This window comes from sulfur-oxidizing endosymbiont of Gigantopelta aegis, assembly GCF_016097415.1.
In the GTDB taxonomy this organism is placed as follows: domain Bacteria; phylum Pseudomonadota; class Gammaproteobacteria; order GRL18; family GRL18; genus GRL18.
Genome location: NZ_JAEHGE010000001.1, coordinates 989107 through 1001716 on the forward strand (window position 1 = coordinate 989107; position 12610 = coordinate 1001716).

Here is a 12610-nt window from a genome sequence, read left to right on the forward strand (position 1 = left end):
ATTGCTAACAATGCTCATGTTTATTTAGCCGTTTTGCTTTGGTTCAAAATATCAATCCCTTTTAGTAAGTTGAGTGCCTCATGCAAGGCGTAATCCTTGTCGTCATCAGATTTTTTGTCACTGTTCTTGGTTTTTTTCGAATCAGATTTTTTAGTCTTTTTACCTGAGCCATTATGATGCTTGTCCATTTTATGCTCTAAATGACCCTTTAAATCAGCTTCTTTAATTTGTGCGAAGTCATTGTCTTTTTTTGTTTCAAGGCTGATATTAGCGAGTTTAATATCCGGGGTGATGCCTTCAGCCTGAATAGAACGTCCTGATGGCGTATAGTAACGCGCAGTCGTTAATTTGATGGCGGTTGTTTTTGTCAGAGGCTTAATTGTTTGCACTGAGCCTTTGCCAAAGGTGTCTGAACCCATAATAATGGCACGTCGATGATCCTGTAATGCACCGGCTACAATTTCAGATGCGGAGGCAGAACCACCATTGACCAGCACCACAATCGGAGCGCCCTTTAAGGCGTCGCCACGAGTTGCAGAAAAGCGCAGTTCAGAATCCTTAATTCTGCCCCGGGTATAAACAATTAAACCTGAATCTAAAAATGTGTCAGAGACATCAACAGAACCGTTGAGCACGCCACCGGGATTGTTTCTTAAATCGAGAATAAGCCCTTTAAGTACGCGCTTGTTATTTTTTTTCACCAGTGATTTTAGGGCTTTTTTAAGTTGTTCAGCCGTACGTGATTGAAAGCTGGAAATACGTAGATAAGCAAAGTCTTTTTCCAGAAGACGAAACTTAACGCTTTTCACTTTAATGATGGCACGTTCTATGGTGATATTAACCGGCCCATCACTGTCTTCGCGGATAATGGATAGCTTAATTTTTGAACCGGGTTTGCCACGCATCATTTTAACGGCATCATCCAGTTCCATTTCTTTTACTGGCTTGCCATCAATACGGAAAATGAGATCCCCTGCCAATACACCGGCACGTTGTGCGGGCGTGTCATCAATGGGTGAAATGACTTTAATCAGTCCATCTTCCATACCTACTTCAATGCCTAAACCGCCAAATTCTCCAGTCGTGCCTTCCTTGAGGTGTTTAAAGCTTTTTTCATCCAGATAGCTGGAGTGGGGATCAAGACCTGACATCATGCCCTTGATGGCATTTTTTAGAATGGTTTTATCATCCACTTGCTCAACATAATCGGTTTTTATGCTGGCAAAGGCATCGGTAAATTCTTTGAGAATTTCCAGTGGTAAAGGTTCAGTCTGAGTCTTGTCTGATTTTGCCTCTGCCGTACTACTTGCTGTAGTAAAGGGTAGAGCCACAAAAAGGCCGAGTGATAGACTTAATAAAGCAGACAAATACACAGGTTTAGTCATCCAAAGCTCCGGAAAAATAGTCTTGAAAAAATAAGTACGACATGGAAACGATAACCATATCATGTAAAAAAATTAAAATCACGCTCATACAGCGCTTTGCCCATGCTTTTTATCAGGCTTTTTCTCAGGTTTTATATGCGTCGCTTCTTGCACCAGAGTGATGGATCTGATGGCTTGCCATTGTAGCGAACTTCAAAATACAGCCCAACACGCTTTATGCCTCCGCTATTACCAATAGTAGCAATGATCTCATTATTTTCTACCCAGTCCCCGACTTCTTTGAGCAAGGTTTGGTTATGGCCATATAGGCTCATATAGCCATCACCGTGATCAATAATTGTGATCAGGCCGTAGCCTCTGAGCCAGTCTGAGTAGGCAATCCGGCCATTAGAGATGGTATGTACCGGAGTGCCTTCTTTGCCACTGATGATATTACCCTGCCATTTGACCTTGCCTACACTGCGCCAGTGATCATATAACTTTTTTACCTTGCCTTTGGCGGGCCAATAGAGCTTGCCGCGTTTTTTGGCAAAGGGCTGATCGGTGGGCAAGCTGGGAATATCATCCAGGGCTTTTTTTAGTTTATTGATTAAACGGGTTAGATTTTTTTTGTTTTTGTTTAAATTTGCCAGTTGTTTGTCTTTAGATACAATATCCTGATTTAATAGGGTGACCAGGGCACTACGCTCAGCTTGCTTGGTTTGCATAGCGCGTTGTTCTTGTTGTAGTTGGTATTGTTTGTCTTGCAGTGTTTGTGACAAGAGACTGATTTTTTGTTTTTCCTGAACAATAGCCTGCAATAGTGTGTTGACCTTGTTGATCTGCTGGCTACGAGCTTCATTAAAATAATCATAATAAGTCATGATTCGGCTGATAGTGGCAGGGTCTTGCTGGTTGAGTAATAGCTTAATGTATTCTTGACGGCCTATGGCATAGCTAGCCTGTAATTGACCCGAGAGTAATTGCTGCTGAGTGATTAATTGCCTATTGTTTTGTGCAAGATTGTTATTCAGGGTGCTGAGCTGATGATTGAGTTCAGCAATTTGTTGCTGCGTGCTAAAGAGCTGCCGGGCATTGTTGGCAATGCTTTGCTCGGATTTTTGGATGTCTTGCTCTAATTCGCTTTTTTCGCTTTGTTGTTGCTTTAATTGCTTTTTGAGCGCGCTAATATCCTGCCGTAGCTGGTTTAGCTCTTGTTGTTTTAGCTGACCTTTTGATTGTGTCTCGGCGCTGGCTGACAAGGGTAGGCAGAAGGCAAAGAAAAGAAATAGCAAAATAAGACGTGAATGATATTCTGCCATTAATTTTTTCAAAAAAACCTTCAAAATCAGCTTACTCTTCTATGTTTTCAACATCGTCAGCAAGAGTGACAAGAGAGCGACCATTCATTTCCGGTGGCACTTCAAGATCCATTAAATAGAGCATAGTCGGAGCAATATCAGATAGTGCGCCACTTTCAGCCATGACGGCATCCCGTCCCAGATAAATAAACGGCACCGGGTTACAGGTATGTGCTGTATGCGCCTGACCGGTGCTTTCATCCATCATTAGCTCAGCATTACCGTGATCGGCAGTGATGAGAACTTCGCCGCCGACTTTGAGAATGGCATCAGTGACTTGCTTGATAATGGCATCCAGTGCTTCGATGGCTTCGATGGCAGCCGCTTCATTGCCGGTATGACCGACCATGTCCGGGTTAGCAAAGTTACAGATAATGGTATCATATTGGCCAGAATTAACCGCTTCAATTAACTTGTCCGCCAATTCAGGTGCATTCATCTCTGGTTGTAAATCATAGGTGGCAACATCCGGTGAATTTACCAGAATGCGATCTTCGTAAGGGAAAGGATCTTCTTCACCACCATTAAAGAAAAACGTCACATGGGCATATTTTTCAGTTTCTGCGATACGCAGCTGACGCATACCCATATTGGAGATATATTCCCCGAATACATTGGTCAAGCGCTCCGGTGGGAAGGCCACGGGAATATCAAATTTTGATGAATACTCCGTTAGACTGACAAAGGATTTAAGTTTGAATTTACGCTCGCGTTTGAAGGCCTCAAATGTGTCTTCGATAAAGGGGCGGGTAATTTGCCGTGCGCGATCAGAGCGATAGTTCATGAAAATCATGGTATCGCCGTCTTCGATTCGAATCGCTTCTTCACCCTCAGGTATAATGCTGGTCGCTAGTACAAACTCGTCGGTTTCGTCCCGTTTATAAGCTTGAACCAAGGCATCTATTGCCGTCGGGGAACTAAACACACCCTTGCCTTCGGCAATCACATCATAGGATGATTTTACTCGTTCCCAACGGTGGTCACGATCCATGGCATAGTAGCGACCGACGATGGAAGCAAATCGACCGACACCGAGTTCATCAAACACGGCTTGCATTTTGGTAATGGATTCTTTGGCACTTTTGGGCGCGGTATCACGGCCATCAAGAAATGCGTGCAGATAGATCTTTTTTACGCCACGTTCAGCGGCCAATTTGATCATGGCATGGATGTGGCACTCATGGCTATGCACACCACCGGGCGATAATAGCCCCATGATATGAATGGCAGAATCATTTTTGATAACTTCATCAACCGCTTCCGTTAAGGTGCAGTTGGTGAAGAATGAACCGGTACGAACAGCACGGCTGACTCGGGTATATTCCTGATAAACCACACGGCCTGAGCCAATGTTCAGGTGACCAACTTCAGAATTGCCCATTTGTCCGGCAGGTAGACCTACTTCAGCACCGGATGCCTTGATTAGCGTATGAGGGTATTTTTCCCATAAACCATCAAATACAGGTGTATTTGCTTCTAAAATAGCATTGTGGTTCGGGTCAGTTGAGTAGCCCCAGCCATCTAAAATGACTAGTGCCAGAGGTTTTGGTATATTTGACATAAAATTAAGTAGCTTAAATTAATCTGTTTTTAGGCATAGTGTTTGGTGTTTTGATATTAGCATTTCGGTACTAATTCAATCAATAGATTGACTAATACATGGTGCTAAATCCTATTTTTTCAAGTCGTTTTTTCAAGTCATTGTTTAGATGAGTATCTTGACGTTGGACAAATAATTTGTGATAAATCACCTTATTATGATAAGTTATTTTAGCAATGTGAATAAAGAAATTCTTTAATTTTGTTGTAAATTAGTAAAAAAAGGGCTTTTACTGGCATTATAGGGCTTCTCGTAGACGACTTGAGAGTGTCTTTTATCATGACTTAAGTCAAATTTAGACAATAAAACCATACAAAAACAAAGATAAGTAAAGAAAATTAAAATAAATAGCTCTTTTTAATAAATATTATTGTATACTTTTATTGTTATATTAGTGAATATCTAGGACAAAAAAAAGATGGGCGAAGAATTTAACCTTAGCGAAACGGATTGTTGCGATATGAATATGGATTTAATGTCACGTGATGAAGACATCGATAGAGCATCACGCTCATTGAAAGCAATGTCACATCCCTTGCGTTTGAAAATTTTATGTACTCTGGGCGATGCAGAGATCAGTGTTCAGGATATTGTTGAAAAAGTAGGCACTTCACAAAGTAATATTTCTCAGCATTTAGCTATTTTACGCGATAAGGGCATTCTTGCCTCGCGTAAGGATGCTAATCGAGTTTATTATCGTGTTGGTGATGCCAGAACATTACGTCTCATCGGTATGATGAGAGATGTTTTTTGTACTATTTCATAGATTTTCTGCACGATTTTATCAGCAGCACTATTTATAATGAATGCTGCTAGCACAGATACATCAAAGAAATAGAGTCGCAAGAGACTGCTTTGCATAGAGTCTCGCGGTATTAGGCATGGCTTTTCATACTACTTTTAGTATTGCACCGACAATTTGTCGGTGCTCTATGTAGTGAATTGTTATGCCGGAAATAACGCTTACAAATAGCCAGAATAAATCCCAGACATCCTTTTCTGATGGTGTGGGATGTTCTGGTTTTTTTGTTTCCAGAGCATTGAATATGCATGACTTTACAAAAAATTTGATCTTTCTAAGTTTAAATTCTATTAAAAATACACCTATTCAGATTTTCTTATGAGGTCATTTTTGCTATGCTACTCCTTTTTTACACGCTGCTCGCATCAGCAATACGCTTTTGCCTGCCAATATGAGATGTAACGGTATATAAACTATGGAACACTTGAACACGTTTGTTGAGACCAATTGGGTCATGATATTGATGTGGTTTTTTCTCTTAGGCATGATCATCAACTCCTTTTTGAAATCCAACTCGGACATTAGCCCTCAGCAAGCAGTACAAATCATGAGTCACGAAAACGGTAGTTTAGTACTGGATGTACGTGAAGATGCGGAATTTAAAACGGGTCATATAAAAGATTCAGTCCATATTCCATTAGGTGCATTGAAATCACGCTTGAGCGAGCTTGATAAATCTAAAGGCAAAGATATTATTGTGGGTTGTCGCTCCGGTAGTCGTTCCGGTAGAGCTTGTAGCCTACTGAAGAAAAATGGCTTCGAAAAAGTGCATAATTTACGTGGTGGTGTCATTGCATGGGAAAATGATAACTTACCTATGAGTAAAGCCTAACATTTAACGGATTGAAATATACAAGGTTTAAGAATGTCCAAAGAACAAGCAGAAATTACTATCTATTTGAGTCAATATTGCCCTTACTGTGTCAGAGCCAAGGGCTTGTTAAACAGTAAAGAAGTGACTTATAACGAAATTAATATCGGTGCGCAGCCTGAATTACGCAATGAAATGATACAAAAAAGTCATGGCGTGACTTCGGTGCCACAAATTTTTATTGGAGCGACCCATGTGGGTGGTTGTGATGAATTATTTGCTGCTGAATCTGCCGGTAAACTGGATGCGCTGTTGTTTCCAGGATAGAGCTTCCAGGATAGTATTTGGAAGGGGTCGGAGTCAAATGGCGTTAGATTTATTTTATTATAAATATCATAGTATTAAGCCATTTGACTCCGACCCCAGCTGTAGAGCAAGAAACTATTTAGAATTAATCAATTCATGAGGAATTTGACATGAGTGATGCTGTGCATATTGTTTGCCCTCATTGTGATGGCATTAATCGAATTCCCGGCACTAAATTATCTGCCGGTGGCAAATGTGGGAAGTGTCAGCAATTATTATTGCCCGGGCAACCGATTGCCTTAAATGCCTCCCGATTTGCAAAACATATTCAGAAAAATGACTTACCCGTGCTAGTGGATTTCTGGGCACCCTGGTGTGGCCCCTGCAAAATGATGGCGCCTGTTTTTGAGCAAACCGCCAAGCATTTTCAACACCAACTCGAACTGGTTAAAGTCGATACAGAACAAGAACAAAGTCTGGCAGCACAGTATAATATACGCAGTATTCCAACCATCGCATTATTTCATCATGGTAAGGAAATCGCACGTCAGGCCGGTGCAATGGATCAAAATAGTCTGATCCAATGGGTGCAGAGTCACCTCTAAACTCGAACAAATATTATTAATAAATCATCAGGGATTATCATGGCAGAAGAAGAACAAGCAAGCGAAACTAATAACGAAGCGGCAGAACAACAGTTTATTATTCAAAAAATATACTGCAAAGATGTTTCCTTTGAAACCCCTAACTCACCTGAAATGTTTACCCTAAAATGGGAGCCTGAACTAAAGGTCGATTTACACACGGCTGTTAATCCTCTTGGTCCTGATGTATTTGAAGTGGTATTGACCGTGACAGTGACGGTTAAAGTCGGTGATAAAACAGCATTTTTAGCTGAAGTTGAACAAGCGGGCATTTTTAATGTGTCGGGTTTTGAGAAAACGCAATTAGATGCCATGCTCGGTAGCTATTGCCCTAACCTCTTATTCCCTTATGTGCGTGAAGTGATTTCTGAGCTGGTTAATAAAGGTGGTTTCCCACAGCTTATTTTACAGCCGGTTAATTTTGAGGCGGTGTATGCACAACATTTGCAACAGCGTCAAGAAGAAGGTGATGCGCCTGCAACCGATGCTGTTCACTAGTATCCACTTGCTTAGCCATTCTTTATGACTAAAAATACTCTATGCGTGCTAGGAGCGGGTTCCTGGGGAACTGCTCTGGCGATTTTACTGGCGAAAAATGGTCATGAAGTCGTTTTGTGGGGACGTAATAAAGAAAAAATACGGGCGATGTATGAGGCTGGTGAAAATTCTTTTTTTCTACCCGGCATCCCTTTTCCGAAGACGCTCACTGTCAGCAGTAATTTATCGCAGGCTGTGTTGCAAAGTGACGAACTATTACTGGTCGTCCCTAGCCACGCCTTTCGTGACACTCTGGTGCAAATTCACTGTATTAAACCTGATCTGCAACGCCTGAGCTGGGCGACTAAAGGTTTGGAACCCGATACGCATCAACTCCTGCACACGGTTGTCGATGAGGTCTTTGAGCAAAGCTTGCAACAGGCCGTCATTTCCGGCCCAACCTTTGCGGCAGAAGTGGCAAAAGGCCTACCAACGGCTTTAACCGTTGCCGCTAATGATCAGGCTTATGCCCAAACACTGGCTGAATTATTAGGCAATGCCACCCTGCGTCCTTATGTCAGTCATGATATTATCGGTCTGGAAATTGGTGGGGCGGCCAAAAATGTGATGGCCATCGCCGCCGGTATTGCCGATGGTTTGGGCTATGGGGCTAATACCCGTTCGGCACTTATTACCCGAGGTTTACACGAAATCAGCCAATTATCCCTGAAATTAGGTGCAGAACAGCAAACGATTATGGGCTTGTCCGGTCTCGGTGATTTATTGCTGACCTGTACCGATGATCAATCGCGTAATCGCCGCATGGGCTTGGCAGTGGGACGAGGACAAAATATAGAGCAGGCTGAAATTGAAATTGGTCAGGTGGTTGAAGGGGTACAGGCAGCCAAGCAAATTTATTCACTGGCACAGGACTTAGGCATCGAAATGCCCATCGTCGAACAGGTGTATCAAGTGTTATATCAAAATCTTGCGCCACAAAAAGCAGTACAAAATTTATTGATGAGAGAGCATAAATCAGAATGATACGGGAATATGACTGAATAGTTATTTTATGTCTTTATTTACAGCTTCTTCTAAAGTGTCAGCACAAGCTAAGCCACCCATTGGTATTTTTGATTCCGGTGTGGGCGGGCTATCAGTCTTACAACATATCCAGCAACTATCACCCTCAGAAAACATTATATACGTCGCAGATAGTGGCCATGCACCCTATGGTTGCAAGGCTGAAGTCTTTATTGAACAACGCTCGCGAATTATAACGGAATATCTCTTATCGCAGGGTGCGAAAGCCATTGTGATTGCCTGTAATACCGCAACGGCATCCATTATCGAACGCTTCAGGCAGGATTATGGTATTCCTTTTATTGGTGTTGAACCGGGCATAAAACCCGCCATTGCAGTGACGAAAAACAATACTATTGGTGTCATGGCAACTGCTGCTACTTTGGCCAGTGAGCGTTATCAAGAATTGACGCAACGCTATGCCAGTGATGTGAATTTAATTAATCAATCCTGTCCGGGACTGGCAGATCAGGTTGAAGCAGGCTTGCTTGATAGTCATGAAACCATTACTTTATTAAAACAATACCTGGCTTCTTTATTGGCGCAACAGGTGGATACGATAGTCTTAGGTTGCACTCACTATTCATTTTTACAAGCACAAATACGCAATATCGTGGGACAAGAGATTCATCTGGTGGATCCCAGTCTTGCCATTGCTGAGCAACTAGAACGTGTGTTGCTACAGCTTGATGTCGCTTCGGACACAGGCCAAGCATTGCATGAGAGCAAAGGCCAAACGAGCTACTATAGCAGCGGTTCAGTGAAAGATTTTCAGAACACAATGATGCATCTATTGAAGCAAAATATTGTGGTTGAACCCCTGTCTCACACCTTATGAGAGGCTATGTGGAAGAACCCCCAAATTTGATAATTCACTTTCTTTGCACTCTAAGCGCTTATAGTTGAAAAACTGAAATTAATAACTTCAAGCAGAAAAATCTATTTTCAATATAACGCTTGGTAACAAAAAATTACTCATCGTGTTCACCTTCAGATATAAAATCAAGCGGGCTTTTAGCCTGCTTGATCGTTTTTCGCTGCAAAGTGTGAGTATATTTCATCGTTGTTCTAATATCGCTGTGCCCCAGTAGCTTCTGAATGGTTCGAATGTCATAGTTTTCTTGCAAGAGGTGACTCGCAAATGAATGTCGGAACGTCTGAGCAGAAGCTCTTTTTATAATATGAGCTGAACTAACGGCTTTCTTTATGGCTTTTTGAACCACCGTATCATGAAGGTGATAACGTCTGTATTCCTTTTTGTCCTTAATCAAGGTCAGTGTTGGTGCAGGAAAAAACCACTGCCAGAGATAATCCTTTGCTGCATTCTGGTATTTTTTTTCTAACTGTTCGGGTAAAAATACACCGGCAAAATTATCTTGTAAGTCCGCTTCATACAGAGATGTTGTTTTTCGTAATTGCTCTTGAAGCTCAGGCACTATGCTTTGTGGGATAGGAACCGTTCGGTCTTTCTTACCTTCGTTAATACGCCTACTATTGCTTTCATCATGTATGGTCAGAATGCCCGTATCAAAATTAAAATTACGTATACGAAGATTCACTCCCTCAGAAATTCTTAAGCCACACCCATAGAACAACTTCACAATCAAATTGAATGGCTGATCTAAATGGTCAAGGATCAAATCAATTTCATCCCGCGATAATACCACCGGTATGTAAGGCTTTCGTTTTGCTCTTGTGACCCCTTTGATTTCATCAAACTCTTTTTTTAATACCTGCTTAAATAAAAAGAGTAAAGCATTAAATGCTTGATGTTGGCTGGAAGCAGAGACCTTTCTTTCAACCGCTAGAAAGGTTAAAAAATCAATCACATCCTGCTGGGATAAATTTTGATAATTTTTACTTTTAGTATAGCCCTGCAACTGACGAGTCCAGGTTCGGTAAGCTTTCAAGGTTTTGGGTGAATAATGGCGTAATTTAATCTCATTTTCTAACTGTTTATAAACAGGTACCCAGCTTTGTACTGAGGTTTCAGGAGAACTCTGTTGTACAGTGATTGGATTATTATTATCACTTTCAGTCATAAAGTAAGCCTATGGCAAATTTGGCCTGATTTTGTTGTTGAACCGATTGCTTCTTTTCCTGCAATTTACTCAAAAACAAGGATAGGCTGGTTGGTATAAGTGGATTGTGATGGTATTTGTGGCAAAAATCCCAATAATAGCGAAGCCACTTTGTGTAAAGATATTGTTCTGGCTTTGGTAGTTTCCTATCAGGGAGTATTTGAGTAAATTTTTGATATAATTCATTTGGTAATATTTACATGAGCTTATCTGTAAACTTTTTAATGTGTGTTATTTTGTGTTATCCAGAAAGGAATTGCAAGTAATTAAAGAGGGTTGTTGAGCGAAAAACAAAAGTGTGCGATGATTAAACGAAAACTAGTCAATTACTTGTTATCGGTGCTTACATAAGGAATATTAATATTAAAAAAATTGCAGAAATATGTTCCTTTAGCATGTTACTTTTAGGGAGCCTTATTCTTGGGCTTATGGGTAATGCAACTGAAATGGGTCTGGCAATAGGTGCTGGTGCAATAGGTTTGGTTTTTCTTAACCTTGAACAAATCGCAAGCCTGAAAGCCGCCGGTATTGAGATTATAACTAAAGATCAAAAGGAACAGTTGCTCGCAGTAATTGAAAAGGAAACCGAGCCTTCATTTATTAAAACTGAAGCATTTAGTACAGATGATCAAACAAAAGAGGTTGTTAAAGCACTTAAAAACCAAAGATTCACATGGCGCTATTTAAATGGTTTGGTAAAAGACACAGGTCTACCTAAAGAAAAAGTTAAACAATCATTGGATTGGTTGTTGGATAATGATTTAGGAAGAAAATCAAAAGGAGATAAAGGTGATATTTGGAGCTTAACTCAAAAGGGTAGAGAAGTTTTTTTAGAACACAAAAAATAGCAATGGCATAACCAAAATTTGCAATGGAACACAGGGCCGTGGCTATTTTTTAAAAATAAATCGAGTAGGTTTGACGGGATTCCTTTTTTAATAAAGTCTTTCTCATCCTTGTGCCCATTGAAATAGGCGTTATATGAAAACATGCTGAAATTCTTTATAAAAACCATAAGTGTAATATTAGCTCTGATAATTATATGGTTATCTGCTTGGGCTCTTGGTGCATTTAGTAATACCAATGAAAACTATAAAGCAGAAGTAAAACAACTACTATCATCTGCTCTTACACAAAATACACCCAAAAATGAAATTATAGCCTTACTTAATAAAAAATCTTTCAAACATCATTTAACTAGTTTAAAAGACAGTAAGAATCATACTAAATATGAGAATAGGGAAAGTGAATGCGGCCAATCTGAAAGACTCTTTGCAAGAATAAAACTTGGCAGTGTTTTAAATCCTGTAGAAACGAGCGCAGCCATATACTTTACGTTTAATGAAAATAATCTCCTTATTGACTATTCTATTAATATCAGGCATTCATTTTTATAACTTGAAAATAAATCATATAACAAGTAAATTAACGCAGACCCAAAAAGTTACGCACCTTTTGTGGCGCTTCGCTATAATGCCACAAAGGTGCTCTTTCTTTTAACACTCTTTTAAAACCTCTTTTAAAGCCATATATGGACGCCCCACGAAAGTCAACTGATTTTGCTCTAAATCTTTTGATTTTTAACTTCATTTGTTAAATTCAAAATAAAGTAATCCATACATCTGAAGGTGGTTGAAGAGCGGGCTCTTTCTTACCCCCTTGGTCAGATCGCTTTTTTCTATTAATGGGTTATGTTTTCATTTATTTTAGATGCTCACTCCTAATTCCTCATTCGTTCACTTTTAGAAAAAAATCCAGGCCGCTCACATATATCCGGTCTCATTGTGGCAGTATTTTTAACTGCCGGACCTTGATGAAATACGCACCTTATCGCCTATACACCCACTCGGTGTTTAACCAATGGCCCGCCAGGCTCTGATAAGGCACGTAAGCCGTTTTTCTCATCCGTTATTGCGACGGGAGGAAAGGTTTTGTTAATTTTTTATCTTTTATTCATACTGAGCTGTTATTTTTTTGGGATCATAAATCTCACCTTGTAATATTCGCCAAGCTGCCCGTGTCAATTTGTTGGCCAATGCGACATAGGCTTTTCTTTTACCTCGTCTTGCAACTAGCCGCTG

Annotated in this window: 15 protein-coding genes; 9 read left to right on the forward strand and 6 right to left on the reverse strand. The window is 40.5% G+C overall.

The genetic code is table 11. From position 1 onward, the window contains the following. Positions 1-20: 20 nt before the first annotated feature. The 3 genes from JEU79_RS05185 to gpmI all read right to left on the reverse strand — a co-directional run bounded on the left by JEU79_RS05185 (position 21) and on the right by gpmI (position 4286). The gene (locus tag JEU79_RS05185) at positions 21-1385 is read right to left on the reverse strand and encodes a S41 family peptidase (protein WP_198263249.1); all 1365 of its coding nucleotides are present in this window, start codon (positions 1383-1385) and stop codon (positions 21-23) included. 131 nt (positions 1386-1516) lie between these two features. Beyond that, positions 1517-2698, reverse strand: coding sequence for a murein hydrolase activator EnvC family protein (locus JEU79_RS05190; protein WP_198263250.1), 1182 nt, complete (start codon positions 2696-2698; stop codon positions 1517-1519). 19 nt (positions 2699-2717) lie between these two features. Further along, positions 2718-4286 (reverse strand): 2,3-bisphosphoglycerate-independent phosphoglycerate mutase, encoded by a 1569-nt coding sequence (gpmI, locus tag JEU79_RS05195; RefSeq protein ID WP_198263251.1) that lies wholly within the window; start codon positions 4284-4286, stop codon positions 2718-2720. A gap of 499 nt (positions 4287-4785) precedes the next feature. On the opposite strand from gpmI, the gene JEU79_RS05200 reads away from it, so the two are divergent. From JEU79_RS05200 to murI, 7 genes are all read left to right on the forward strand, one after another. Beyond that, a complete protein-coding gene (locus tag JEU79_RS05200) occupies positions 4786-5091 on the forward strand; it encodes an ArsR/SmtB family transcription factor (protein ID WP_198263252.1) in 306 nt (101 codons plus the stop codon). Between the two features lie 520 nt (positions 5092-5611). After that, entirely contained in the window at positions 5612-5959 is a 348-nt protein-coding gene (locus JEU79_RS05205) for a rhodanese-like domain-containing protein (RefSeq protein WP_281401048.1), read from the forward strand. Between the two features lie 33 nt (positions 5960-5992). Next, on the forward strand, positions 5993-6265 hold the full coding sequence (gene grxC, locus JEU79_RS05210) for a glutaredoxin 3 (RefSeq protein ID WP_198263254.1): 273 nt from the start codon (positions 5993-5995) through the stop codon (positions 6263-6265). 149 nt (positions 6266-6414) lie between these two features. After that, the gene (gene trxC / locus JEU79_RS05215) at positions 6415-6849 is read left to right on the forward strand and encodes a thioredoxin TrxC (RefSeq protein WP_198263255.1); all 435 of its coding nucleotides are present in this window, start codon (positions 6415-6417) and stop codon (positions 6847-6849) included. A gap of 39 nt (positions 6850-6888) precedes the next feature. Beyond that, positions 6889-7386 (forward strand): protein-export chaperone SecB, encoded by a 498-nt coding sequence (gene secB, locus JEU79_RS05220; protein ID WP_198263256.1) that lies wholly within the window; start codon positions 6889-6891, stop codon positions 7384-7386. A 24-nt stretch (positions 7387-7410) separates the two neighbouring features. Next, complete coding sequence (locus JEU79_RS05225) at positions 7411-8409, forward strand: NAD(P)H-dependent glycerol-3-phosphate dehydrogenase (RefSeq protein ID WP_198263257.1); 999 nt, start codon at positions 7411-7413, stop codon at positions 8407-8409. Positions 8410-8437: 28 nt separating this feature from the next. Next, positions 8438-9286 carry a glutamate racemase gene (gene murI, locus JEU79_RS05230; RefSeq protein WP_198263258.1) on the forward strand — a complete coding sequence of 283 codons (849 nt, stop codon included), beginning with the start codon at positions 8438-8440 and terminating at the stop codon, positions 9284-9286. Between the two features lie 133 nt (positions 9287-9419). On the opposite strand, the gene JEU79_RS05235 is transcribed toward murI, so the two are convergent. Then, positions 9420-10490 carry an integron integrase gene (locus JEU79_RS05235; RefSeq protein ID WP_198263259.1) on the reverse strand — a complete coding sequence of 357 codons (1071 nt, stop codon included), beginning with the start codon at positions 10488-10490 and terminating at the stop codon, positions 9420-9422. Beyond that, positions 10483-10725 carry a phage integrase N-terminal SAM-like domain-containing protein gene (locus JEU79_RS05240; RefSeq protein ID WP_198265871.1) on the reverse strand — a complete coding sequence of 81 codons (243 nt, stop codon included), beginning with the start codon at positions 10723-10725 and terminating at the stop codon, positions 10483-10485. The genes JEU79_RS05235 and JEU79_RS05240 overlap by 8 nt, the downstream gene beginning before the upstream one ends. Positions 10726-10957: 232 nt before the next feature. Between JEU79_RS05240 and JEU79_RS05245 the strand changes: the two genes are divergently transcribed. Beyond that, complete coding sequence (locus tag JEU79_RS05245) at positions 10958-11377, forward strand: hypothetical protein (RefSeq protein ID WP_198263260.1); 420 nt, start codon at positions 10958-10960, stop codon at positions 11375-11377. A gap of 141 nt (positions 11378-11518) precedes the next feature. Beyond that, positions 11519-11926, forward strand: coding sequence for a hypothetical protein (locus JEU79_RS05250; RefSeq protein ID WP_198263261.1), 408 nt, complete (start codon positions 11519-11521; stop codon positions 11924-11926). 28 nt (positions 11927-11954) lie between these two features. On the opposite strand, the gene JEU79_RS05255 is transcribed toward JEU79_RS05250, so the two are convergent. After that, positions 11955-12119, reverse strand: a complete 165-nt coding sequence (locus tag JEU79_RS05255; protein WP_198263262.1) for a hypothetical protein — start codon at positions 12117-12119, stop codon at positions 11955-11957. Positions 12120-12610 lie beyond the last annotated feature (491 nt).

What these genes read in the sequence shown, in the direction of transcription:
- JEU79_RS05185 (WP_198263249.1), bottom strand. Translation starts at nt 1,385, where the DNA reads ATGACTAAACCTGTGTATTTGTCTGCTTTATTAAGTCTATCACTCGGC.
- gpmI (WP_198263251.1), bottom strand. Translation starts at nt 4,286, where the DNA reads ATGTCAAATATACCAAAACCTCTGGCACTAGTCATTTTAGATGGCTGG.
- JEU79_RS05200 (WP_198263252.1), top strand. Translation starts at nt 4,786, where the DNA reads ATGAATATGGATTTAATGTCACGTGATGAAGACATCGATAGAGCATCA.
- JEU79_RS05205 (WP_281401048.1), top strand. Translation starts at nt 5,612, where the DNA reads ATGATCATCAACTCCTTTTTGAAATCCAACTCGGACATTAGCCCTCAG.
- grxC (WP_198263254.1), top strand. Translation starts at nt 5,993, where the DNA reads ATGTCCAAAGAACAAGCAGAAATTACTATCTATTTGAGTCAATATTGC.
- trxC (WP_198263255.1), top strand. Translation starts at nt 6,415, where the DNA reads ATGAGTGATGCTGTGCATATTGTTTGCCCTCATTGTGATGGCATTAAT.
- secB (WP_198263256.1), top strand. Translation starts at nt 6,889, where the DNA reads ATGGCAGAAGAAGAACAAGCAAGCGAAACTAATAACGAAGCGGCAGAA.
- JEU79_RS05225 (WP_198263257.1), top strand. Translation starts at nt 7,411, where the DNA reads ATGACTAAAAATACTCTATGCGTGCTAGGAGCGGGTTCCTGGGGAACT.
- murI (WP_198263258.1), top strand. Translation starts at nt 8,438, where the DNA reads ATGTCTTTATTTACAGCTTCTTCTAAAGTGTCAGCACAAGCTAAGCCA.
- JEU79_RS05235 (WP_198263259.1), bottom strand. Translation starts at nt 10,490, where the DNA reads ATGACTGAAAGTGATAATAATAATCCAATCACTGTACAACAGAGTTCT.
- JEU79_RS05245 (WP_198263260.1), top strand. Translation starts at nt 10,958, where the DNA reads ATGGGTAATGCAACTGAAATGGGTCTGGCAATAGGTGCTGGTGCAATA.
- JEU79_RS05250 (WP_198263261.1), top strand. Translation starts at nt 11,519, where the DNA reads ATGCTGAAATTCTTTATAAAAACCATAAGTGTAATATTAGCTCTGATA.
- JEU79_RS05255 (WP_198263262.1), bottom strand. Translation starts at nt 12,119, where the DNA reads ATGAAGTTAAAAATCAAAAGATTTAGAGCAAAATCAGTTGACTTTCGT.